This is a genomic window from Lentzea albidocapillata, from assembly GCF_000719115.1.
Classification (GTDB): domain Bacteria; phylum Actinomycetota; class Actinomycetes; order Mycobacteriales; family Pseudonocardiaceae; genus Lentzea; species Lentzea albidocapillata.
Genome location: NZ_JOEA01000028.1, coordinates 67,826 through 92,188 on the forward strand (window position 1 = coordinate 67,826; position 24,363 = coordinate 92,188).

The window sequence follows — 24,363 nt, forward strand, 5'->3', positions numbered from 1 at the left end:
TATGACCTCAGCCACGACGACGTCGTTGGCGTCGGACAGTGACCTGCTCTCCGGTGTGGAGACCGCCATCAACGGGGTCTTCGGCCCCGTTTCCGAGGCGGTCTCCGGTTTCGTGTTCGCGAAGGTGACCGTGTTCGGGGTGACATTCCCCTGGATCGTCGGCTGGCTCGTGATCGCCGCGGCGTTCTTCACGGTCTACTTCGGATTCATCCAGGTCCGGGGCTTCAAGATGGCCATCGACATCGTGCGCGGCAAGTACACGCGCAACGATGAGCCTGGGGAGATCAACCACTTTCAGGCGCTGACCTCAGCGGTCTCGGGCACCGTCGGGCTGGGCAACATCGCCGGTGTCGGTGTGGCGGTCACGATCGGTGGGCCGGGTGCCACGTTCTGGATGATCGTGTGCGGCCTGCTCGGCATGTGCACCAAGTTCGTGGAGTGCACTCTCGGGGTGAAGTACCGCGAGCAGCATGCGGACGGATCGGTCTCCGGCGGACCGATGCACTACCTGCGCAAGGGCTTGGTCGAGCGGGTCAAGGGACCGGCCGGCGTGGTGATCGGCAAGATCCTCGCGGCCGGTGCGGCGTTGATGATCCTGTTCTTCGCCATCGCGGGCGGGAACATGTTCCAGGCCAACCAGACCTACGAGCAGCTGCGCAACGTCACGGGCGGCGAGACCGGGTTCCTCGGCGGCGACGGCGCCGCGCTCGTGTTCGGTGTCGTCCTGGCCGCCGTGGTCGGCGCGGTGATCATCGGTGGGATCAAGTCGATCGGCAGGGTCACCGGGCGGCTCGTGCCGGCGATGGCGATCATCTACGTCGCCGCGTGTCTGATGGTCATCCTGTTCAACATCGGCTCGTTGCCCTCCGCGGTCGGTGAGATCATCAGCGGCGCGTTCGCGCCCGAAGGTGTCGCCGGTGGCGCGCTCGGCGCGCTGATCGTCGGTTTCCAGCGTGCCGCGTTCTCCAACGAGGCCGGGCTGGGTTCGGCTCCGATCGCGCACTCGGCGGTCAAGACCAAGCACCCGATCACCGAGGGCTACGTCGCACTCCTGGAGCCCTTCATCGACACCGTGGTCATCTGCACGATGACCGCGCTGACGATCGTCATCGCCAAGACCCAGTTCTGGACCGACGCCCGCGCGACCGTGGCCGCGGGCGGGGACAGCCCTGGCGGCGTGACCGTGACGTCGGACGCCTTCGGTTCGGCACTGCCTTGGTTCCCGTACGTCCTGACGATCGCGGTCGTGCTGTTCGCGATCTCCACGATCATCACCTGGGCCTACTACGGCGAGAAGGCGTGGACCTACCTGTTCGGCCGAGGCAGGGCGAGCACCACCACCTACCGCGTGGCGTGGTGCTTCTTCATCGTGGTGGGCAGTGTGCTGTCGCTGGGCACGGTCATCGACTTCGCGGACGCCGTGCTGTTCACCCTGGCACTGTTCAACATCATCGGCCTCTACATCATGGTGCCGATCGTCAAGCGTGAACTGCGATCGTTCCACCAGAAGATCCGCGACGGCGAGATCGCCAAGGTCGGCTGAGCGGACGCGGTCGGAGCCTGGTCTGTCTCCTCACCCGCCGGCGCGGACGTGACTGATGTACGGCTCGTAGGCCGACAGGTCACGGGACGGCTCGTACCTGCTCAGGTAGTAGTAGTCAGCCACGATATTGGCCTGCTGTTCGGTGTTGAAGTCGCCGAACGTCTTCCCACGCAGGCCTTCCGCGCCGCCGTAGTCGTAGAGGCCCTTCGCGAAGAAGCCGGCGATCGCGGTCGGCAGGAGGCTCAGGACGCTGCGGCCGTGCTGGTACTGGTAGGCGTGCGTCAGTTCGTGGACCAGCCAGCGCTCGTAGCGGGCCTGGTGTTGTGGCGTGGTGAGGACGCCCTTGGGGAAGGTGACGAGGCGCGGGAGGGTGCGGGCTACGCCGAAGCTGCCCAGCAGGCCGCCTTCGGCGAGGCTCAGGGCGCTGATGTCCAGGGCGTCGCCGAACACCTCGCGGGCTATCGAGGCCTCGTGCGACTCCAGGTTGCGGCGGAACACAGGTCGGAACACCACGGTGGCTCCCCTGCTCTGACTTCGGGCTGTCGATGTCGAGCAAGGATGTCACGGGCCCGTCGGGGTGGGCCGATTCCAGGCCGTTCAGGTCCGGAAGGCCCCCAGCAAGAACGTGACGGAGTCCTGTTTGGACAATGAGATCAGCCGGTGAACCGGTAACGGATCTCCGTCAACTCGGCCCCGCCGATGGCCTCGGTCTTGACCAGGCCATCGGCGCGGAACCCGAGCCGCTCATAGAACCGCCGAGCCCGAGGGTTCTCGTCGAACACCCACAGCACCACGTCCTGCTCCGCCCCGAGTACCGCACGTGCCAGAGCGCGTACAGCTGGAATCCGGCACCAGACCGCGATAAGCAGCCTGCCAGGTCTGGACGTGCACCGACGCAACGGCCGGGGCGTCGGAGACGACTGCGGGACGGACCGTCATGGCTTCCCCCACTGGCATGATCGGACGCATGCGGATCATCGTCGACGCGGACCCCGGCATCGATGATGCCCTCGCTTTGTACTACCTGCGCGCCCAGCCGGAAACCGAAATAGTCGCCATCGGCACGGTCCACGGCAACGTGCCGGTCCAGCAGGCCACGGCCAACGCGTTGAGGCTCACCGAACGCCTGAACCTCGACGTCCCCGTGGCCATGGGCGCGGCCAAACCACTCGCGCAGCCGCTGAAAACCGCAGAGGACGTGCACGGCCAGGACGGCCTCGGCGGCCACGCGGGAGATGAGCCGAAGACCGCCCACACGAAGGAAAGCGCTGCTGAGCAACTGGCGGACAAGGCGCGGGAGAATCCGGGGGAACTGAGCCTCCTCGCGATCGGACCGCTCACGAACGTCGCTCTGGCCCTGCAGATCGAGCCACGCCTGCCGCAGCTGCTGGACAAGGTCGTGGTCATGGGTGGCGCGCTCAACGTGCCCGGCAACATCACCTCCCACGCCGAGGCCAACTTCTGGCATGACCCGGAAGCGGCCGACCTCGTTCTCGCCGCCGGCTTCGAGGACCTCACGATCGTCGGTCTCGACGTGACCATGGAGGGTCACGCGCCGCAGGAGTGGCTCGACGCGCTGCCCGACGACTGCTTCCCGAGGCGGATCCTCGGGTTCTACGCCGACTTCTACGCCAGCTTCCTCGGCAAGAAGGGGTTCGTCCCGCACGACCCGCTCGCGGCGGCGATCCTCTGCGAACCCGCCCTCGCCACCTACCACGAGGACCGGTTCGCGATCGAGCTCACGGGCCGTTACACGCGCGGCAAGATCGTTGCCGATCAGCGGTTCCTGGCGGCGGACAGTCCGTTCGGGCGTGACATCGCCACCGAACGCACGAGAGCCAAGTACGCCGTCACGGCCGACAACGCCGGCTTCCTCGCCCGGCTGAGGCACGCTGTGACACAACCATGACGAACCACCGACGGGACCTGGACAAACAACGGGCACCGTGAGAAGCATGAACGTCCACTTGAAACGATGGCTCGCGGTCTCGGGGGCCGCCGTGGTCATCGCGACGGGCGTCGTGGCCGGGGGCTCCTACTGGCGGCTCGAGAGCAATCTCAAGACCGTCGATCTCGCGAAGGAGATCACTCACCCCAGGCCTCCGTCGACGCCTGGCCGCCCCCTCAACATCCTCCTCATCGGCAAGGACGACGGGCGGTCCGACACCGCGATGGTCGTCCAGTTGAACGCGAAGGGCGACCAGGCCCGCGTGGTCAGCATCCCGCGCGACACGATGGTGCCGAGGCCGCGCTGCGGGAACAACCCGCCGGTCGCGATCGCCATGTTCAACAGCGCCTTCTCCACCGGTGGCGCCGCGTGCACGGTGGCGACGGTCGAGCAGATGAGCGGCATCCGGATCGACCACTTCGTGCAGATCGACTTCAACGGGTTCCGCGACGTCGTCGACCGGCTCGGCGGCATCGACGTCACGATGCCCGAGGCGATCGACGACGACAAGAGCGGGCTGCACGTGCCGGCCGGGCCCACGAAACTCGACGGAACGCAGGCGCTCGCTTTCGTGCGCACCCGCTACAGCATCGGTGACGGCAGCGATCTCAACCGCATCAGGAACCAACAGCTGTTCATGCGGGCTTTGAGCGAGAAACTGGCGAACGAGAACTGGCTCGCCAGTCCGGCGAAAACGCTCGAACTCGCCGACATCCTCACGAAGTCCATCGTCACGGACACCGGAATCGGCTCGATTCCGAAACTGGCCGATCTCGCGGGCAAACTCACCGCGTTGAAACCGGACGCCATCACGTACGTGACGCTCCCGACCGAGTCCTATCTTCCCGATCCGAACCGGGTCCAGCCGAAGCAACCGGAAGCGGACACGCTCTGGCAGGCCGCCTGAGCTAGCAGACGGCTCCCTGCCACTCGCCGGGAAGCGGTCCTGTGGGCCACGGCTGAGGAGACCCCCTGAACTCCTCAGCCGTGGACGTTCTGCCCCAGTCGGCCACTCTCACGCGACGATCTCCCCGCTCGTGAAGGACGTGGGGTCGAGGTTGTCAGACCACCTCGTTATGGTGGGCCTCTGACTGCCTGTGCGGCGCGTGCGCCGCAGCTCAGACGGGCGGTCCTCGTTTTCCGGTCCGGACGAGGAGGAGGCCGGTTGGGACCCCGTGGCGTCTTCGCGGAGCGCTTCGCGCTGCTCTACGCGGAGGCAGGCGACCCTCCCCTGAAGAGGGTCACGGAATCGGTCGCCCGTGCCCGCCGAACGGACGAGCAGGGCAGGCCGCTGCGAGTGCCCGCCCAGCGGGTCAGCGACTGGCGGCGAGGGCGCAACGTCCCCGCCAGGTTCAGCGCGCTGAGCGCGGTCCTCGAGGTCCTCGTCGGCGAGGCCCGCAAGCGCAGGCCCCAGCCGGCGATCGACGGCCTGTACGAACTCGACGTGTGGCGCGCCCTCTGGGAGGCGGCGCTCGCGAGCCCCGTCACGGAAACGGACACACCCCCGCAGGAAGACAACTCCGTCTGCCCGTACATGGGTCTGAGCGCATTCGGGCCGCGGGACGCGAATTGGTTCTTCGGCCGCGAAACGGCGACGAACGCACTTCTCGAACGGCTGAACGACAACGGCATCACAATGCTCGTGGGCGCGTCCGGCGCCGGTAAGTCCAGTCTGATGAAAGCGGGCGTGCTGCCCAGGCTGGACAAAGAGGCCGTCGTCATCTCGCCGGGCACCGATCCGTTGAAGGAGTTCGCGCTCCAGGTACCGGAGCTGATCCACGTGCTGGAGGCGGCAGCCGCGGACGTGCAGGAGGACCTCACGCACGAGGTGCAGCTCGCGGTCGGCGACCGGGTGGTGATCGTCGACCAGTTCGAGGAGGCGTTCACCCTCGGCGGCGACGAGAACCGGTTGCGGATCTTCGTGCAGGCCCTGCACGCAGCGGCGGAGAAGAGCGCGGTGGTGCTCGGCGTGCGGGCCGACTTCTACGCCCGCTGCCTCGACTTCCCGGAACTCGCCGAGGCCCTGCAGAGCAGGCAGATGGTGCTCGGCGCGATGTCCGCGGCCGAACTGCGCGACGCGGTGACGAGTCCCGCCAAGGCCGCCGGCCTGCAGCTGGAGGCCGGTCTGGTCGACCTCATGCTGCGTGACCTGGGCACGCACAACCGCCGCGGCAAGGACGCGTACGACGCCGGCGCGCTCCCCCTGCTCAGCCACGCACTGCTGGTCACGTGGCAACGCAGGCAGGCGGGGCGCCTCACGATCGCCGGCTACCGGGCGGCCGGCGGCATCCAGGGCGCCGTCGCAGCCACCGCCGAACGCGCCTGGTCAGACCTCGACGAACCGGCCAGGGCCGCCGCGCGGCAGCTGCTCCTGCGCCTGGTCAGGGTCGGCGACGACACGCAGGACACGCGCCGCCGCTCCAGCCGCCACAGCCTGCTGGAAGCCGCCGCGATCCTCCCCGCCACGGAACGCGCGCTCGAAGTCCTCACGCACGCCCGCCTGATCACCATGGACGCCGACTCGGTCGAGATCACGCACGAGGCGTTGCTGCAGGCCTGGCCCCGGTTGCGCAGCTGGATCGACGAGGACCGGGCGGGCAACCTCACCCGGCAACGGCTCGAGGAGGACGCGGCGACGTGGTCCGCGCACGACCACGACTCGTCGCTGCTCTATCGCGGCGCACGGCTGGAAGGGGTGCGGCAGCAGCGGGACGTCACCACGATCGCCAAGGAGTTCGTGCGCACGTCCGAACGCCAGCACCGCAAGAGCGTCTGGCTGCGCCGGTCGGCGGTCGTGCTGGTGTCGGTGTTCGCGCTGATCGCGGCGGGCGCTGCCGTGATCGCCGTGAACCAGCGCAACGACGCCCAGTTCCGCCAGGTCGTCGCCGAGGCCGACCGGCTGACCGGAAGCGATCCGTCGCTGTCGGCCCAGTTCCTGATGGTCGCGCACCGCATGCGCCCCGACGACCAGGGTGTGAACGCGAAACTGCTCGCCACCCAGCAGGTCCCGCTGGCCGTGCCGCTCGCCGGGCACACCGGCGCCGTCTACCTGACGACGTTCAGCCCGGACGGCTCGCTGCTCGCCACCGCCAGCTACGACCGCACGGCACGCCTGTGGGACGTCCGGGATCGCAGTCGCCCCAAGGAGATCGCGGTCATCGCCGAGCACACCAACTGGCTCAGCTCGGCCGTGTTCTCCCCCGACGGCAAGGTCCTCGCGACCACGGGCCAGGACGCGACGATCCGGCTCTGGGACGTGACGAACCCGAGCTCCCCCAAGGCCGTCAAGACGATCCAGACCGGCAACGGCCCCTCGTACCTGCTGGAGTTCAGCCCGGACGGCACGCTGCTCGCCGCGGCGAACGAGGACCGCTCGGCACGCCTGTGGGACGTCCGCGACCCGGCGAACGCCAAGCCGTCCGGCGAGCCGTTGCGCGACCACTCCGCCGCGGTCCGCTCGCTCGCGTTCAGCCCGGACGGCAGGACGCTGGCCACCACCGGCGACGACCAGACGATCCGGCTGTGGGACGTCACCACGAGGGCCAGGATCGGCAAGCCGCTGACCGGCCACACGCTCGGCATCCACTCCGTGGCGTTCAGCGGTGACGGCAGGCTGCTCGCGAGCGGCGCCGACGACAAGATGGTCCGGCTGTGGGACCCGGCCACGCAGGAGCCGGTGGGCCAGCCGCTCGTCGGCCACACCGGAGCGGTGTGGTCGGTGAAGTTCAGCCCGGACGGCCTCACGCTCGCCTCCGGCGCGGCCGACGCCACCGCGCGGTTGTGGAGCCTGACCGACCCGGCCGCCCCGACCCCGCTCGGCCGCCCGCTCGCCGCGCGGGGTGCCAACGTCTTCGCGATCGGCTTCAGCCCGGACGGCGACGCGCTCGCGACCGGTTCGCTGGAGAACGCGGTGAACCTGTGGTCGTTGCCGCAGGCGATGCTGCTCGGCCACAGCTCGCACGTTCCGACCCCCGCGTTCAGCCCGGACGGCAAGCTCGTCGCGACCGGCTCCAGCGACAAGACCGTGCGCCTGTGGGACGTCTCGGACTCGCACCACCCCAAACAGCTCGGGCCACCGCTGCTCGGGCACGAACGGACGGTCGGCCCGCCGGAGTTCCGGCGCGACGGCAAGGTGCTCGCCACGGCGGCCGGCGACAAGACGGTGCGGATGTGGGACGTGGCCGATCCCGCGCACCCGAAACCGCTGGGCGAGCCGCTCGCCCTGGACAACAGGTTCTCGGCACGAGCGGTGTTCCGACCGGACGGCGAAGTGTTGCTGACCAACCACACCGACGAGTCGGTGCGGCTGTGGGACGTCCGCGACCCGTCGAAGCCGGTACCGCTCGGCGACCCGCTGGCCGGGCACGGCGGCTACGTCAACGACGCCCAGTTCAGCCCGGACGGCCGCACGCTCGCCACCGCGAGCAGCGACAGGACGGTGCGGCTGTGGGACGTGAGCGATCCCGCCCGGCCACGCCGGCTGGGCGAGCCGATCAAGGACGAACAGATCATGCTGCAGTCGCGTTTCACCGCGGACGGCAGGACGCTGATCACCTCCGGCCAGAGCAGGGCGATCCGCTTCTTCGACGTCCGCGACCTGGAGCGTCCGGTGCTGCTCAGCACGCTGCAGGGCCACTCGGGCACGGTCAGCACGGTGTCGGTCAGCGCGGACGGCAGGTTGCTCGCGAGCAGCAGCGCGGACCGGACGTTCCGGCTGTGGGACATCACCGATCCCGCCGAGCCGTCCTATCTCGGTCAGCAGATCACCGGCGACTGGGCATCCGAGCCGTTCGCCCAGTTCTCCCCGCGGGGCAGGCTGCTCGCCACCGGCAACGCGGACGGCATCGTGCGACTGTGGGACCTCGACGTCGAGCACGAGATCGAGCGGATCTGCACGGCCACCCGTGGCGTGCTGACCCCGGCGCTGTGGCAGGAACGTCTGTCTCAGATGGACTTCCGGGATCCGTGCTGACCCTCACCGAGCAACTGCCTCACCGGCAGCGCCGCATCGGTTACTGTCCGCTCCATGCGTCTTCTTGCTCGGGTCGGCAGCTTGCGCGCGATCGTCGCGGTGACCGTCGGGTTCATCGCCCTCAACATGATTCTGGTGGTACTGGGCAACGTCACGGACTACGGCACGAACGAGGCGTTCGTGCAGCACGTCCTGGCGATGGACACCACGTTCGGCACGGAACTGAGGTGGCGGGCGATCACGAGCCCGGCCGTAGTCACGATCGTCTACGTCGCGATCATCCTGTGGGAGGCGATCTCCGCGGTCCTGCTGACCGCCGGCACCGTCGCCTACCTGCGCGACAAGGAGGACAGCGCGCGCAGGTTCGCGTCCGCCGGCCTGCTGATGGTCGTGGCGTTGTTCCTCGGCGGCTTCATCACCATCGGCGGTGAGTGGTTCGCGATGTGGCAGTCGAAGGACTGGAACGGCATCAGCGCGGCCCTGCGCATGGTGACCATCGCGGGCTTCGCGCTGATCCTCGTGCACCTCAACCCGCGTCGGGCCACTCAGTAGTCGGCTCCACGCAGAACACCGGCCCGACACCCGCGTCGGCGCCGAGCTCACCCCACCAGTCGCGCTGCTCGGCGTCCTCGATCGCGTCGACCACCACGATCCCACCGGCCTCGTGCACGAACACGACGAGGTCGCTGAGCACGTGCGACACCAGCTCGTCCGGTTTCTGGCAACGCCCCTTCACCCGCACGGCCCGTACGCCGAGCGAGCGCACGAGCTCGATCTCCGCGGTGGAACCCTTGAAGTCGCGCGCCCCGATGTGGATGCCCAGGTCGGCCAGCAGATCGAGGTTGTCGGCGGCCTCGCCGTCCTCGGACGCGAGCACGTGCGCGGGGAAGCCCAGCAACAACCGTCCGGCCTGCAACCCGGTGTCCGCCAGCACGCGCCGCACGTCCCGAACCAGGTCCGGGCTGTTCGCCATGCTTTCGGTCAAACAGACCGCGAGCATCTCGTCGTACCGGCACGCGGTCTCGGCCGCCGTCCGCAACATCCACTCGCCGAGGGGCAACATCAGCCCGGTGTGCTCGGCCATCGACACGCACTTCTCGTGCTGGATCAGCCCGAGGTCCCGATGCCGCCAGTTCAGCTCGGCCTCGACGCACACCCGCGCCGTCCCGTCGAGCTTCATGACGGGGTTGAACACGACCTCGATCTCGCCGCTCTCCCAGGCCCCGGGCATCACGGCGGCAAGCGCGAGGTCTTCCTGCTCCCGCTTGTCCTGCGTCGCGTCGTGCAGCCCCCACTGCCGCCGCCCGATGCGCTTGGCCCGCCGCAACGTCATGTCGGAGGCGCGTAACACCTCGGCGGGATGATCCCCCGGATGCAACCGCGGCAGCACGCCGATCGACGCCGACACCGCCACCCCGTGCTCACCGAAGTAGACGGGCTCGGCGAGCTCGTGCTCGATCATCCGAATCGTCGTGTCGACGTCCGGTGTGTCGATCCCGTTCTCCACCAGCACAGCGAACTCGTCACCCTCGAGGCGAGCGACCATCGCCTTCTCGGCGGAGAACACGGAGCTGAGCCGCTCGGCGACGAGCTTCAGCACCTTGTCACCGATCTCGCGCCCGAGCCCGTCCGTGATCACCGCGAAGGCGTCGAGATCGAGGTGGTACAGCGTCACCCCGTGCTCGATGTCGCTGTGCAGCAACGATTCCAGCCGAGTGGTGAGGTACTGCCGGTTCGGCAGCCCGGTCAGCGCGTCGTGCAGCGACTGGTACTGCAACCGCCCGCCGAGCAACGTGAGCTGGCTGTCGTCGTCGATCATCACCACGTAGTGACGGGGGTTGTCCTCGGCGTCCTTCTGCACTGTCGCCGCGAGCAACACCCGGAAGTGCTCACCATCGCGATCGATGAGCCGGGGCCGTTCCTCGACCCGCTGCATCCGCCCGTACCGCAACCCGGCCAGCGCGTCGTTGACGAGCGGCAGGTCGGCGGGAGCGATCAGATCAGTGAGCGTCATGCCGTCCATGTCTTCGCGCCGGAGGATGGTGCACAACGCCTCGTTCGCCCGCCTCAACTCCCCGTCGAGGCCGACAATCGCGATGCCGGTGGACGAGTGCGTGAAAATGTCCTCGAACCGCTCCTCGCTGGCCTGTAAGTCCAGCTGCACAGCACGATTCGCCCGTAACAAGGCGTGGCTGATGCTTTCCTGCTGCTCCAACACAAAAGCCTGAATGGCCGCCGTGTAAGCAGCGGACACGGCACCGATCACCAGCGCGGCCTGCCGGGCGTCCGCCCCCTCCTGCACGACGAACCGCGCAAGGACCTCGACGGACTCCCGCAAACTCTCAGCGCCGACGCAGTGCATCTCGACCAGCCGGGTACCGACCCACGAGGCCACATCGGGCTCGTCGACGAGCGCCTCGGCCACCACGTTGAGCAGCTCGCGCAACTCTTCGGTCAGCTTCGCGGCGGAAAGCGGCACGTACGCGGTCCGGCTGATCCTGACTGCCCAGTCACGCGCCAGCTCGTCGCGTCCCATCGGACGTGACGGTCTCGCGTCGTCCTGGCTCGGCAACCGTTCCACCTGACCTGCTCGGCGAGCAACGGTGCGGAAGCCTACCGCCAGCAACCCTCACCGTCCCTGCGCGCCGAGACGTTCCCTCCAACGGGGTAATAGCGATCTCTGAGCGTTACAACAATTCCTCGCTCGATCGGACCAATTTTTCTCACGAACCGCCTCAGGACCCGACGATGTGCCGCAACTGGCCCAGCAAATCCGACCGGGACGTGGACCCCAACCGCTGCCGCATCCGAGCCATGTGGTGCTCGACAGTCTTGGCGGAGATGAACAACCGATCGCCCACCTGCCGATAGGTCATCCCCTCCAGCACCAACTGAGCCACCTCCCGCTCCCGATCGCTCAACTTCCCGGCGTCCTCGGCAACCGCCACGACATCGGCCTCGGCCGCACGCCGAGCGGAAACCGGCCTCCCCTGCAACAACCGGGCACAGTCCAGCAACCGGACCATCGCCTGCCGATCGGAAGTCCGGATCGCGGCCTGCCCGGCCAGCCGAGACGCGTCCCACCACAACCCGACCGCGTGCAGGCTGCGAGCCGCTTCCTCGACCCGATCCGCGTCGACGTCACCGGCCACCACGTCCAGCCAGCACTCGGCCGCGGCGGACAGGATCGCGCAGTACCGGCTGCGCTCCCGATGAACCGCCAGCGCGGCGGCATGTTCCTCGGCGGCGGCGGAGTTCTCGTCGATGATCGCCGCGTGCAGCAGACTCCAGTGCAGCTGCGTGGCCCACATCGGCGGATTTCCCAACGACCGCAACAACGCGGCGGCCTGGGCCAGGTGGGGCGCCAGCCGCTCCTTGTCCCTCAACCGGGCAGCGGCAGCGGCGAACTCCCCCAACGGCAGCAGGCTGAACAGGTCCACCGGGTGCCGGAGAACGGCCTCGCAGGCCTGCTCCCAGGTCCGGCGCAACGTCGCGAGATCAGAGTTCCGCCGGGCCACGCCGACCTCGAGTGCCACCGCGAAGATCCAGTCACGAGGCTCGAAAGCACCCCGGACGGACATCAGCGTCTCGCGAGCCACAGCCAGGTTCCCGCGCAACATGTGCAGCCAGGCCTGCAACAGCCGATGCCGCACGGACATCAGCACCCCACCGGTCCCGGTCTCCACGGCCCGGTCCAGCACCGACTCGGCCACGTTCGGCTCACCGCAGTGCACGGCGACCAACGCGGCCAGCGCAGCCGGACTGTCCGGCAACAGCACGGCCCCACCGGCAGGTTCGAGCATCGACGATGCACGTACCAAAGTGGACAGTGCCGCGGTCTCGCCGCCGGCCACCGACTGCCGGACTCCCTGCAGCATCAACGAAGCCGCGCCGCCGAGCATCGTTGGCGGCTGTGGAGGCGTCTCCTCGAAAACGTGTCCGGTACCGATCAGCCCGATCCCGGCGAAGGCAGCGGCATAGGGAGTAGCGGCCCACCGGAACAACTCGGTGCTGCGCGCCAGCTGCCCGCGGTGGGCCAGCGCGACGGCCGCCACCTCGGCGGCGGTCCGCCGGTGCGGCGAATCGGCGTCGCTGATGACCTGGTCGGCGAGACGCAGAGCGCCGTCCAGGTCCCCGGCCATGGCCGAAGCGGTGGCCCAGGAGGCAGCGGTCTCGGCGGAAGGCGTGCCTCCGCCGGTCGAGGCCTTGAACAAGCGGGCGGCAAGTGCGGGATCGGAGGCCAAGGCCTCACGGGCAGCCGCGACGAACACGGGCCCGCCGATTCCGGTGTCGAGCAGAGGCCGCACGAGCTCCAGCACCGGCCCACCGCGGTCGAGCTGCAGCTGCGCCAGCTTCTGCCGCACCGCGATCCGGCGCTCGGCGCGGGTCAGCGCACCGACAGCCCGCAGCGCCAACGGCAGCAAAATGCCGTCCTCAGCGAGCATGCCCGTGGCGCGAGCGGCCTCGATGATGTCGCTGACCTCGTCGAAGTCCTTGTCCAGCAACGCGGACAACAGGTCCAGCCGCTGAGCGGCACCGGCCTCGGCGGCCAGCAGGAACTTCTGCAGGTCCGCGTCCAGCCAGTCGAGATCCGCACGGAACGCGCTGAGCGCGTCAGCGGAAACCTCGGACACGGCCCCAAGGCGTTCCACGAACAGCGGCACGCCACCGGTCTGGGCGAACACGAAGTCGGCAACGGGCTTGGAAGCGCCGAGCAGTTCGCGGACACCGTCACGGGACAGCGGCGCCAGTGGCACCATGACGGAGCCCTGGCTCAGTTCGGCCAGCGCCGCACGGCGCGGCCAGGGCCGGTGGGCGAGTACCAGAAGGGGTTCCGAGGCAAGTGAGCGCAGGGAGGCGTCGTCCAGCAGGTGCGCGTCGTCCACCACGCGCACGGCAGAGTTGGTGATCTCCGATAGCAGCGCTGTCTTGCCGTAACCACCAGGCGCCGCAACGACAACGCGCAGGCGGGTGCCCGCGGCGGCTTCGTTGATCCGGTCGAGGACGCCTCGCACTGGGGCGTCCAGCACCAACCTGGCTCGCGTGGTCACGCTCAACGGCCGTCCTCATCATCGTCTCGGGATCGGGATCGGGAGCTGGAACCGGAGCGGCGTCCGGCGGGCTTCAGCACGCGCGCGACGCGCTTCGCCCGCCTCGGCGGCAGTTCCAGCGGCGACACGTCCACCGGCGGGCGGGGCGGTGGCGCGGCGAACTCGTCGTCGAGGCTCGGGACCTCGCCGACGGGGAAGCGCATCGAGGCTTCGCGGGTGTGCACGAGGACCGACGTTTCAAGCGGTTCCGGCTCGACCTCGGGGCCCATCAGGACCCGCCGCGCGGCGACCGCGAGGCCCTTGGCGACCGAGTGCTCGGGGCGAGCCTCGGCCAGCACACGGCAGTCGACCGCGGACGACAGCGCGTCGCCGATCACGGGCATCCGGCAGGCGCCGCCGACGAGCAGCACCGCATCGGGCTGCACGGTCCCCAAGGCACGAACGAAGGTGCCGACCAGGTGGTCGACGGACGGCCGGATCTCGTCCACGAACTCGTCGCGCGCGATCTCCACGCCGCTGACCACGACGGACGGCGCGGAAGGGCCGAGCGCCCGCTTCGCCGCCTCACACTCGGCGGACGACACGTGGCCGTCCTTGCCCAGCCGGCCGCGCACCAGCCCGAAGAGCAGGTCGTCGAAGTCGGCGCCGGTGTGGTGGTCGACGCCGTCGACGTGGTTGACCAGTTCGAACGTCCGGTTCTGCGCACGCCGGACCACCGACGCGGAGAACGCGTGGCTGCCCAGCGAAAAGACCGCCAACGACGCGTCGGGAACCACGCGGGAACGCACGGCGTGGTTCTCGGCGGCCGCCAGCGGCTCCGGCACGAGGTTCGCGTCGGACAACCCGACCGCCCGCAGGGCCGCGTAGAGCTGTCCGCGGCGATAGGGACCCCACCCGGCCGGGTGACTCACCGCCAGGTGACGGGGCTGTTCACCCTCCCGGGCGACCACCTCGCCGACGACCCACATGATCAGCAACGCGGTGAGCTCCTCGGCCGGGCACATCTCCGGGCCCAGCGCGAACGGCACCGCGTCACCGACCCGCCGGGCGAAGCCGGAGGCGGTCCAGCCGGCCACCCCGCGCTCGCCGACCGTGAATGTCCCTGCCTCCGTGAGCTGCAGCGACGACGGCACCACCAGGGCGATCTCGGCATCCCGTGCACCGTCGAGGCGGCACACGGCAGCCGTCGTCCGGGTGGTTCCGACATCGACTCCGAGTACGTACGCCAAGTCTCTCCCTCACCTGTTCGCAGCAGCGACCAGTACCTACACGGGTGAACGAGAGACGCTCAAGCGAGGCCCCTAATCCCCTAGGGGGTCAACGACCGTCACCCCATCGGGGAACGGGGATTCACTGGGAGTGATCCCCGATGCCGGTCAGGGGTCCGCTCTCATAACTTTCTGCCACACACCCCTGCCGAATCCGTGCCTCAATCAGGAGTTCCTTTCACATGATCCAGCCCAGCACGCTCCACGACTTCGTGCTCAACCTGCTCAGCGACCCGTCCCTCAAGGACGCTTTCGCGACCGACGCTCAGGGCACCCTGGAGCAGGCTGGCCTGACCGACATCACCGCCGTCGACGTGCAGGAAGTCATCCCGCTGGTCCTCGACCTGCTGCCCGCCACCCCCGCTGGCCTGCCCGCCATCGACGGTGTCGACCTGGCCCTGCCGACCGACGACCTGCTCGCGGACGGCCCGCTCGGCGCCATCAGCCAGCTGCAGGCGGTCGCGTCTCAGCTGACCTCGTCGGGCCTCAGCCTCAGCGAGCTGCACACCTCCTCGGCCGGCGTGCTCGCGGCGGACGAGAACGGCTTGAACCTCATCACGGCGAACAAGACCCTCGGCGAGTACACCTCGACCAACGTCGGCCTCGACGGTGACTTCTCCGTCGTCGGCGACGTGGCGAGCGTCCTCGACCAGACCGCGTCGCCGCTCACCGGCACCGTGCTGGACGTGGCCGACACCGCCACCGCGACCGTCGACGCGCCGCTGGAAGGCGCCACCTCGACCGTTCCCGGCCTGGACGGCGTCCTCGGCCAGCTCGGCGGCGCGACGGGTCTCGCCCACGACGCCCTCGGCGTGCTGGGCGGCGGCGACGCCAACCTCGGCGTGCTGAACGTCTCCGGCCTGGGTGACCTCGCCGACGGCAACCTCACCGCGCACTCCACCGAGACCGTCGCGACCGTCGAGCACACCGTCACCGGCGCCGTCGGCACCGCGACCGGCGTGGTCGGCAGCGCGGGCGTCGGCGACGTGCTCGGCGGCGACCACGGTGTCGGCAACGTGCTCGGCACCGTCACCGACGTGACCCACAACGTCCCGGTCGTCGGCGACCTGGACCTGGGTCTGCTCGGCTGAGCCACCCTCCAACGCGGACCGGCCCTGTCTCTCGTGGACAGGGCCGGTTCGTCGTCTGGGTCGGATCCCTCTCCTGACAAAACGATCAAAAAGCTTCACGTTCTGCCCGGTGAGCAACGTCACCGCCCGTCCGAACAGCCCCATCTGCCCGAACAAAACCGGTATCGCGTTCGAGGCTTTCACCCAAGGGGGTGAACACGGCACTATGAGTCAGGTGATGGCACCGCCCTGGCTCGACGTGCTCGACGAGACGATCGGGGCCTGCGTCACGCACCGGAGGCCCGATCTGGAAGCCCGGCTGCGGGAGAAGCGGGCACAGCAACTGGACCCCAAGTTGCGCGTTCTCGTCGTCGGCGAGTCCAAACAAGGCAAGAGCCAGCTCGTCAACGCGTTGCTCAACGCACCGGTGTGTGCGGTGGGCGACGACATCACGACGACCGTGCCGACCTTCGTCCAGCACGCGGACACCCCGTCCGCGGCTCTCGTCCGCAACGCCTCGGCGGGCGGATCGATCTTCCACACCCCGACCGAGCGCATCGCCGTGCCGATCGACCAGGTGACGAAACAGGCCGCCGCGCAGCACGTCGTGCGGGCCGAGATCGGCATTCCGCGCGCGCTGCTCGACAGCGGCCTGGTCCTGATCGACACCCCCGGCGTCGGCGACACCCGCTCCGCGCACACCGCCAGCACGTTCGCGACGCTGATGCAGGCCGACGCCGTGCTGCTGGTCTCCGACGCCACGGGTGAGCTGACGTCGGCGGAGATGACGCTGCTCAAGAAGGTCATGGAGGCCTGCCCGAACGTCACGGTGGTCGTCACCAAGATCGACCTGGTGCCGAGCTGGCGGCACGTCGTGGAGCGCAACCGGGCGCTGCTCGCCCGCGCCGGCATCCGCGCGAAGCTCATCCCCGTCTCGTCCGCGCTGCGGCTGCGCGCCGCGAAGACGGGCGACCAGCGCCTCAACACCGAGTCGGGGTTCCCGGAGCTGGTGACGTGCGTGCAGAGCGACATCGTGGCGAGCGCCGAACTGCTGGCCCGCCGCGCCGTCGCCGTCGTGGCGTCGTCGGCGATCACGCAGCTGGTAACGCCGTTGCGTGAGGAGCTCACGGCCCACGACTCGTCCCGCACGGTCGCCACGATCTCGACGCTGCAGGAGGCCCAGCGGCGCGTCGACGAGCTGCGCCGCCGGTCCGCGCGCTGGCAGAACGTGCTCAACGACGAGATGGCCGACCTGATCTCCGACGTCGAGTACGACCTGCGTGACAGGACCCGCAAGATCCTGCGCGAGGTCGACAAGACCTACGACGAGGCCGACCCCGCGATCGGCTGGGACAAGTTCGAGCAGTGGCTGGAGGACAACCTCAACGAGGCCGCCACCACGAACTTCGCCTGGCTGATGGAACGCGCGGAGTGGGTGGCCGCGAAGGTCGCCAGGAACTTCCCGGTCTACCGCGAGGACCTGATCCCGGGTTCGGTGCTGCCGGACGACCTGCTCGAACCGGCGAGCAAACTGGAGAAGCCGAAGATCGAGCCGTTCTCGGTGCCGCAGAAGCTCTTCACCGGTCTGCGCGGCTCCTACGGCGGCGTGCTGATGTTCGGCCTCGTGACGTCGCTGGCCGGCATGCCGCTGATCAACGTGATCTCGCTCGGCGCCGGCGCGCTGTTCGGTGGCAAGTCCATTTTGGACGAGAGCGACCAGCGGCTCAAGCGCCGCCAGGCAGCAGCAAAGGCCGCCGCGCAACGGCACGTGGACGACTTCTTCATGAAGTTCTCCAAGGACGTCCGCGACTCCGGGCGGCACATCCAGCGCTCGCTGCGAAACCACTTCAGCACGCTCGCCGAGGAGCTGCAGGAGACGTTGCTGGAGTCGGCCCGCAGCGCCAAGCGCGCGGTGCAGGACGACCAGACCGAACGCGAGCGCAGGATGCGCGAAGGCCGCAAGGAGCTGGACAAACTCGTCATGCTCTACAAGCGGGTGCAGGCACTCGGGGGCCCCGCGATGGAGCTCACGGCGTGACATTGGACCGCGTCGTCTGGTCGATGCTGCAGGAGGCACTGGGTGTCTACCGGGACAGCCCCCGCGCCACCGCCTGGCTGCGCTCGCACGTCGAGCGCTACACCGAACCCGTCCGGATCGCGGTGGCCGGCCGGTCACGGATCGGCAAGTCCACTGTGGTCAACGCGCTGGTCGGCGACGAGTTCACGTCGCAGAGCTCGTTCGTCTGGTACCGCGGCGGTACCGAGCAGCGGGCGCACGTGTTCAACGGACCCGGACGACCGCACGAGGTCGGGATCGGCAGGCGGGGAAGCCGCAACCACGTCGAGACGGGTCAGTTCGACCGCTCCGACCGGATCGTCGTCGACTGGCCCGCGCGGACGTTGCGCGACGTCGTGCTGATCGACGCCCCGTCCGCGGCGACGCCGGAACAGGTGCTCGGAGACGCGGACGCGTTGCTGTACCTGATGCGGCACGTGCAGGACGAGGACCTGAAGTTCCTGCAGTCCGCCAACGACCACCCGATCGCCAGGACCGCCGCGGTGCACACGGTCGCGGTGCTCGCCCGTGCCGACGAGATCGGGGCCGGACGGATCGACGCGCTGTCGTCGGCCAAGCAGATCGCCCGCCGCTACCGTCGTGACCCGGCCGTACAACCGTTGTGCCAGAACGTGGTCTCGGTCGCCGGGCTGCTGGCGGTGGCCGCGAAGACGTTGCGGGAGGACGAGTTCGCCGCCCTGCGGGTGCTGTCGTCCCTGGGACGCGAGGAGCTGGAGGACCACCTGCTGTCGGCGGACCGGTTCGCCGGCGAGCAGTTCCCGCTGACGATGGAACCCGCTGTGCGGCAGGCGTTGCTGGAGCGGTTCGGGATCTTCGGCGTCCGGCTGATCACCGCGTTGATCAGGCAGGGCTTCGACTCGCAGGTGAAGCTCACCGGCCAGCTGGTGCAGCGCAGCGGGCTCGGCGAGCTGCGCGACTCGATCGCGGTCCACTTCGTCGAACGCCGCGAGGTCCTCAAGGCGCGTTCGGCGCTGCTGGCGCTCGACGTGCTGTTCCGGATGGAGCCGCGGCAGAACGCGCGCAAGCTGATGGCCGATCTGGAACGGGTCGTCGCCTCCGCGCACGACTTCCGCGAGCTGCGGCTGGTGGCCGCGCTGCAGTCCGGCCGCACGAAGCTGCCCGCCGAACTGCAGACCGAGGCGCTGCGGCTCGTCGGCGCCGAGGGCGTGGCTCCGTTGGCACGGCTGGGTTTCGAGTACGAGGCCGATGCCCGTGAGCTGCGCGAGGCGCTGCTCGACGCGCTGGTCCGGTGGCAGGCGCTGGCCGCGGACGTCCACGCGACCCATGCGCATCGGAAGGCCGCCCAGATCGTGGTCCGCACGTGCGAGGGGCTACTCCCGCAGTTCAGCTGAGGCACGATGGTCCGCATGGAACTCGTGCGTTGGGAGAACGAGCACTTCGGCTACATGCTGAGGTGGGCGTCCGACCCGCGGATGACGGCGTACGTCGGCAACGGCATGCCCTGGACCCCTGACTACGTGACCGAACGGCACGAGCAGGCGTTGCGGCACTGGGAGGTGCACGGCTTCGGCCTGCACGCCGTCGTCGAGGACGGCGTGGTCATCGGCCTCGCGCAGATGCTCGACGGCGACCTGGGCGAGATCGAGATCGGCTACTGGATCGACCCCGCGTGGTGGGGACGCGGGATCGCCTCCCGGGTCGCCGTGGAGTTGCGCGACCGGGCGCTCGCCATCTCGGACCGGGTCGTGGCCGGGACCGACGCCGGGAACTGCGCTTCGGGACGGGTGCTGGAGAAGGCCGGGCTCAGGTACTTCACCAGCAGGAACATGGGCGGAAGACTTCAGCACTGCTACGCGTTGGACCGGGGTATGAGTGACAAGGGCGTCCTGCGGTACAGCGCGTTCACGACCGATCCGGCCGGAGGGAACCCGGCGGGTGTGGTGCTCGACGCGTCCGATCTGAGCGACGAGGAGATGCTCGGGATCGCGGCGAAGGTGGGCTACTCGGAGACCGCGTTCGTGGTGCCGCGGACCGAGCGCGAGTTCGACGTCCGGTACTTCAGCCCCCAGGCCGAGGTGCCGTTCTGCGGGCACGCGACGATCGCCACGTCCGTCGCGCTGGCCGAGCGGATCGGGGACGGGCCGCTGACGTTCCACACGCCGGCCGGGGAGATCACCATCGAGACCTCGGGCCGGACCGCGTCGCTGACCAGCGTGCCGACGAGCACGTCCGCCGCGGCTCCGGCGCTGGTCGCGGACGCGTTGGAGGCGTTGGGTTACAAGGAGATCGGTGACGGGCCGGTGCACGTCGGCTTCGGCGGCGCACGCCATCTGCTGATCCCGCTGAAGGACCGCGAGCAACTGCGCGAGCTCGACTACGACTTCGACGCGTTGCGCGATCTGATGCTGGCGCACGACCTGACGACCGTGCACCTGTTCTGGCGGGAGTCCGCGGATCTAGTGCACGCCCGCGACCCGTTCCCGGTCGGCGGTGTCGTCGAGGACGCGGCGACGGGCGCTGCCGCCGCGGCGTTCGGTGGCTACCTGCGCGACCTCGAAGGGCCGCAGCGGTTCGTCATCAGCCAGGGCGAGGACATGGGCAGGCCGTCCCGCCTGGAGGTCGACGCCACCCGCGAGGACCGCCGCGTGACCGTGACGGGTGCGGCGGTGCCCATTCCCTGACGCATAGGCCCGACGCCGCTGCCACGAAGCGCAGGGTACGTGGCAGCAGCGTCGAACCGAGGGGTGCGCACCCTCCCGCGCCGGACCCGAAGGCGCTGCCGCAAGCGCCGGGCCGGAAGATCGATCGAGTGCCATGATGCCCCGATCGAAGGGTGGCGTCGCATTCAGAAGGGGGATACAAGGTCTTTATGCCCGAGCTGGAGCTCAGACACCTCCGCGCGGTACGAACCATCGCCGAGGAAGGCAGTGTCACCAGGGCCGCGACGCGGCTCGGTCTCACCCAACCCGCCCTGTCCGCCCAGCTGCGCACCGTCGAGAGACTCGTCGGCGGCCAGCTGTTCGACCGAACGCGCAACGGTTGCGTCCCAACGGACCTGGGCCGCCGGGTGCTGGGCACCGCGCGGCTGGTGCTCGACGAGATGGCGCAGCTGATGGCCAACACCCGCGAGACGGACCGGCGCGGACCGCTGTTCTTCGGCTGTCCCCCGATCCTGTACTTCGCCAAGCTCGTGGAGGGCCTGCGAGGGCTCAACGCGGACGTGCGCGCCGAGGTCAGGCCTTCGTCCGCGGAGATCGTGGACATGCTGGAGGCCGGACAGATCCACGTGGCGCTGTTCGAGTTCTTCGACGGCATGCACGCGCGTGACCTGGCCGGCATCGAGCTGCGGAAGCTGGTGACGGAGCCGGCGTTCGTGGCGTTGCCGGAGACCGACCCGCTGGCGGCGCAGGAGGAGGTCGGCCTGGCACAGCTCGCGGACCGCGACTGGGTCACCCCGCCCAAGCAGCACATCGGCAGCCGGACGCAGATGTTCCAGGCCTGCGCGGACGCCGGGTTCGTGCCCCGCCTCACCCACCACACCGGCGAGGCGAGCATGGCCCGCGGGCTGGTGGCCGCCGGGTGTGTGTCCTTTGCCGCCGCGCCCTCCCGGACCGGGGAGGGGATCGTGATCCGGCGGTTGCGGGGGATGCCGTTGATGACCGACATCTTCGTGGCGACCCGGCGGGACTCTCCGGTGGCCGGGCGGGCGCACGAGGTGTTCGCCTGTGCGGCTGAGGCTTATCGGTCGGTGCTGGACCGGAATCCGGAGTACCGGAGGTGGTGGGATGCGCACCCGGAGGCGCATCCGGAGTTCACGTGACGCGGGGGTGACGCGGGTCGGCTTGCGGGCGGGTGGTTCCTGTTCCAGCGGGGTGGGCGGCTTTGGGCTGGTCACGTCGCCTTGCGAGGGTGGGCGCGCGGGTCGTGACGGAACTGCGCGGGGTTGCGATTGGGGCTTGGCCTTGAGCCTCTGGCGGGATGCTTGACGGCCGGAAAAGGGCCGGGCTGAAAAGCGCCCGGCCGTGCCCATGAGGGGAGCATCCCAGCGTGGTTCCTCAGGCGGTGACCTTGATCGGCGTGGAGGGGCGGCCGAGCAGCTTCTCCAGGTCCGGGCGGACCTCGGCGAAGACGCCGTTGCGGATCGCCACGAAGAAGTCGACCAGGAAGGCCGGGACGCCGGAGGCGATCAGGTCGTCGTCGCTCACGTCGCGGTACCTGTCGCCGGCCAGTTCGGGGAACGACCAGCTGGTCGAGCCGGTGAGCTCGTAGGTCTGGTTCTCGTGGCCCGTGGTGGTGAGGGCCGCGGCGGCGGCTTCGGCGAAGTCCTCGCGGGACGCGCTTGCCACCCGGCCGTCCTTCGTGGAGATCGCGACGGTGTCCGCGGAGAGGGCTCCCAGGTAGTTCTCGTGGTACATGCCGTTGCGCAGGAACGTGAACGGGACGCCGGCGGCTCGGATGATGCTCTCGGTGGCCTTGTGGGCTGCTGCCGCGCCCACCGATGAGGTGTCCGCGTCGGTGATGCTGGTGTAGAAGATGTGGCCCACGCCGTGCTCCACGGCCTTGGTGATGGCGTTCTCGTGCTGCTTGATGCGCACGTCGGTGTCGAAGTCGTCGGCCGACACGATGAGGAGCTTGTCGACGCCCCGGAAGTCGAGGGTCTCGGGCTTGCCGAAGTCGCCCTGCCTGACCTCGACGCCTTCCAGGGTGAACTTCTCCGGGGAGCGCACGGAGACGATGACCTGCTCGTTCGTGCGGTCGAGGACGTGGCGGACCACTGCGCTGCCGAGCTGGCCGGTTGCTCCGGTGATGAGGATCGTCATGCGTTCAGGTTGCGGTTAGCGCTATCCTTTGGAAAGTACCCACTTTGAAGTTGGGTACTTACGCGGAGGTGAGCATGCAGGTCACGATATGTCCCGAGCGGGCGATCATGGAGCACGTCACAAGCAAGTGGGGCGTGCTGGTCCTGCAGGCCCTGTTCGACGGGGCCTCCTGGCGGTTCAGCGACCTCCGGCGTGAGCTGGAGGTCGTCAGCGAGAAGATGCTCACGCAGACGTTGCGGACGCTGGAGCGGGACGGGTTCGTGCACCGGGAGGTGCATCCGGTCATCCCGCCGCACGTCGAGTACACGTTGACGCCGCTCGGCAAAGGGGCGGCCGACCACCTCGTGGCGCTCTTCTCGTGGATCGCCGCGAACCAGCCCGAGGTCACCCAGGCACAGGAACGCTATGACGGCTCCTGAGGTTCGCCAGAGCCCTGACGAGCAGACATCGGGCTGATCACCCTAATGCGTAGTGAAAGTTCTCACTAGAACCGCCGAAAACAGGGATAGACATCGGATGGGTCACGAATAGGGGGCGCCATCTGGCCCCTCGGACTGGCACAATGGACCAATGGCCCAACCGTTCACCGACGAAAGCCATCCGGCTGAGCCCTATCCGGGTACTCGTCCAGACCACTGTTTCGTCCACGTCGACGAAACGGGCTGGCCAGTGCGACCGGACCTCACGATGGAGTCGGGATGGCGTGTTGAGCCGGAGAACATCGATCTAGACCAATGGCTGGCGAACCACGGCGAACCTCCGTTGGCGGGCCGGATGCCGGTGCTCGGCTACGGGTCGAACGCCAATCCCAGCAAGCTCACCTGGCTCCGTGAAGAGCTCGGTCTCGAAGGCCCCGCGGTCGTGCTGCGTGCACGGTGCGAGGGCCTTACTGCTGTCTGGGCCGCTGGGCTGCGCATGCGCGACGGGCAGCGGCCGGCGACGCTCGCGGGGGCACCCGGCGTCACCGAGGAGCACTCGATCTGGTTCGCCACGCCTGATCAGTTGCGTGTGCTGGACCGGTGCGAGGGGCGCGGGCTGCGCTATCGGCTTGTACGCGTGCACACGGGTCGTGTGGTGCTCTACAACGGCGGCGTCATCGACAGCGTTCTGGCGTACACGGCAGGCTCCAAGAAGCGGATGCCCGTGCTCTTCAACGGCCGTATGGTCCGTTGCGCGGACGTCTCGCAGCGGGGCGCGCGGGTACTGGGCGAGAGGCCTGCGATGAACGACGGACTGGACGTCACCGAGATCCACGGCGAGCCGTCGGCCGACGACTGGCCCGAGCTGCTGTTCGTCTACGGCACCCTGCAGCCGGGCGCAAGCGCTTGGCACCTGATGGAACCGCACGTCGTGGAGTCCGCGGAGACCCACCTGCCCGGCACGTTGTTCGACACCGGCCTGGGCTACCCCGCGCTGCGCCCCGGCGCCGGCCTGGGCGTGCCCGGCTTCGTGCTGCGGCTCAAGTCGCCCGAGGACGCGCTGCCACTGCTCGACGAGTACGAGGGCGAGGACTACCGCCGCGTGCGCGTCGTGCTGCCCGACGGGCGCATCGCCTGGACGTACATCTGGACCGCGGCCGTGCAGGGCATGGCGGAACTTCCGGACGGATGGGACGTCCACCACATCCAGTGAATTTCCGGCACGTTGTGTTGG

The 24,363-nt window shown here is 69.1% G+C and carries 18 protein-coding genes; 12 read left to right on the forward strand and 6 right to left on the reverse strand.

Going from position 1 to position 24,363, the window contains the following annotated elements; translation table 11 throughout:
• Window position 1: 1 nt before the first annotated feature.
• On the forward strand, window positions 2-1,543 hold the full coding sequence (locus IG04_RS0136880; RefSeq protein WP_420843994.1) for an alanine/glycine:cation symporter family protein: 1,542 nt from the start codon (window positions 2-4) through the stop codon (window positions 1,541-1,543).
• 30 nt (window positions 1,544-1,573) lie between these two features.
• Here the strand turns inward: IG04_RS0136880 and IG04_RS0136885 are convergent, their stop codons facing one another.
• Window positions 1,574-2,056 carry a hypothetical protein gene (locus IG04_RS0136885; RefSeq protein WP_030481384.1) on the reverse strand — a complete coding sequence of 161 codons (483 nt, stop codon included), beginning with the start codon at window positions 2,054-2,056 and terminating at the stop codon, window positions 1,574-1,576.
• Between the two features lie 140 nt (window positions 2,057-2,196).
• Window positions 2,197-2,442, reverse strand: a complete 246-nt coding sequence (locus IG04_RS49035) for a GNAT family N-acetyltransferase (RefSeq protein WP_036016654.1) — start codon at window positions 2,440-2,442, stop codon at window positions 2,197-2,199.
• Between the two features lie 38 nt (window positions 2,443-2,480).
• On the opposite strand from IG04_RS49035, the gene IG04_RS0136895 reads away from it, so the two are divergent.
• The 4 genes from IG04_RS0136895 to IG04_RS0136910 all read left to right on the forward strand — a co-directional run bounded on the left by IG04_RS0136895 (window position 2,481) and on the right by IG04_RS0136910 (window position 9,015).
• Window positions 2,481-3,452, forward strand: a complete 972-nt coding sequence (locus IG04_RS0136895; RefSeq protein ID WP_063758362.1) for a nucleoside hydrolase — start codon at window positions 2,481-2,483, stop codon at window positions 3,450-3,452.
• 46 nt (window positions 3,453-3,498) lie between these two features.
• Window positions 3,499-4,398 (forward strand): LCP family protein, encoded by a 900-nt coding sequence (locus IG04_RS0136900; RefSeq protein WP_051771469.1) that lies wholly within the window; start codon window positions 3,499-3,501, stop codon window positions 4,396-4,398.
• Window positions 4,399-4,656: 258 nt separating this feature from the next.
• On the forward strand, window positions 4,657-8,463 hold the full coding sequence (locus IG04_RS0136905; protein ID WP_030481387.1) for an nSTAND1 domain-containing NTPase: 3,807 nt from the start codon (window positions 4,657-4,659) through the stop codon (window positions 8,461-8,463).
• Window positions 8,464-8,517: 54 nt separating this feature from the next.
• Entirely contained in the window at window positions 8,518-9,015 is a 498-nt protein-coding gene (locus tag IG04_RS0136910; RefSeq protein WP_030481388.1) for a DUF2165 domain-containing protein, read from the forward strand.
• Here IG04_RS0136910 and IG04_RS0136915 read toward each other — a convergent pair.
• From IG04_RS0136915 to IG04_RS0136925, 3 genes are all read right to left on the reverse strand, one after another.
• Window positions 8,990-10,999 (reverse strand): bifunctional diguanylate cyclase/phosphodiesterase, encoded by a 2,010-nt coding sequence (locus IG04_RS0136915; protein WP_051771471.1) that lies wholly within the window; start codon window positions 10,997-10,999, stop codon window positions 8,990-8,992. The genes IG04_RS0136910 and IG04_RS0136915 overlap by 26 nt on opposite strands.
• Before the next feature lie 199 nt (window positions 11,000-11,198).
• Complete coding sequence (locus tag IG04_RS0136920; protein WP_030481390.1) at window positions 11,199-13,514, reverse strand: helix-turn-helix transcriptional regulator; 2,316 nt, start codon at window positions 13,512-13,514, stop codon at window positions 11,199-11,201.
• A 2-nt stretch (window positions 13,515-13,516) separates the two neighbouring features.
• Complete coding sequence (locus IG04_RS0136925; protein ID WP_030481391.1) at window positions 13,517-14,743, reverse strand: Hsp70 family protein; 1,227 nt, start codon at window positions 14,741-14,743, stop codon at window positions 13,517-13,519.
• 221 nt (window positions 14,744-14,964) lie between these two features.
• On the opposite strand from IG04_RS0136925, the gene IG04_RS0136930 reads away from it, so the two are divergent.
• From IG04_RS0136930 to IG04_RS0136950, 5 genes are all read left to right on the forward strand, one after another.
• Window positions 14,965-15,873, forward strand: coding sequence for an IniB N-terminal domain-containing protein (locus IG04_RS0136930; RefSeq protein ID WP_030481392.1), 909 nt, complete (start codon window positions 14,965-14,967; stop codon window positions 15,871-15,873).
• Window positions 15,874-16,078: 205 nt separating this feature from the next.
• Complete coding sequence (locus IG04_RS0136935; protein ID WP_245816695.1) at window positions 16,079-17,890, forward strand: dynamin family protein; 1,812 nt, start codon at window positions 16,079-16,081, stop codon at window positions 17,888-17,890.
• Window positions 17,887-19,281 carry a P-loop NTPase family protein gene (locus tag IG04_RS0136940; protein ID WP_030481394.1) on the forward strand — a complete coding sequence of 465 codons (1,395 nt, stop codon included), beginning with the start codon at window positions 17,887-17,889 and terminating at the stop codon, window positions 19,279-19,281. The genes IG04_RS0136935 and IG04_RS0136940 overlap by 4 nt, the downstream gene beginning before the upstream one ends.
• Before the next feature lie 15 nt (window positions 19,282-19,296).
• The gene (locus tag IG04_RS48825; protein ID WP_159460516.1) at window positions 19,297-20,571 is read left to right on the forward strand and encodes a PhzF family phenazine biosynthesis isomerase; all 1,275 of its coding nucleotides are present in this window, start codon (window positions 19,297-19,299) and stop codon (window positions 20,569-20,571) included.
• 188 nt (window positions 20,572-20,759) lie between these two features.
• Window positions 20,760-21,710: a LysR family transcriptional regulator gene (locus IG04_RS0136950; protein WP_030481396.1), complete on the forward strand. Its 951-nt coding sequence runs from the start codon at window positions 20,760-20,762 to the stop codon at window positions 21,708-21,710.
• Window positions 21,711-21,945: 235 nt separating this feature from the next.
• Here the strand turns inward: IG04_RS0136950 and IG04_RS0136955 are convergent, their stop codons facing one another.
• Window positions 21,946-22,710, reverse strand: a complete 765-nt coding sequence (locus tag IG04_RS0136955) for an SDR family oxidoreductase (RefSeq protein WP_030481397.1) — start codon at window positions 22,708-22,710, stop codon at window positions 21,946-21,948.
• Between the two features lie 44 nt (window positions 22,711-22,754).
• Between IG04_RS0136955 and IG04_RS0136960 the strand changes: the two genes are divergently transcribed.
• Both IG04_RS0136960 and IG04_RS0136965 read left to right on the forward strand, forming a co-directional pair.
• Window positions 22,755-23,129 (forward strand): winged helix-turn-helix transcriptional regulator, encoded by a 375-nt coding sequence (locus IG04_RS0136960; protein WP_420843993.1) that lies wholly within the window; start codon window positions 22,755-22,757, stop codon window positions 23,127-23,129.
• A gap of 151 nt (window positions 23,130-23,280) precedes the next feature.
• Window positions 23,281-24,342, forward strand: coding sequence for a gamma-glutamylcyclotransferase (locus IG04_RS0136965; RefSeq protein ID WP_030481399.1), 1,062 nt, complete (start codon window positions 23,281-23,283; stop codon window positions 24,340-24,342).
• Window positions 24,343-24,363 lie beyond the last annotated feature (21 nt).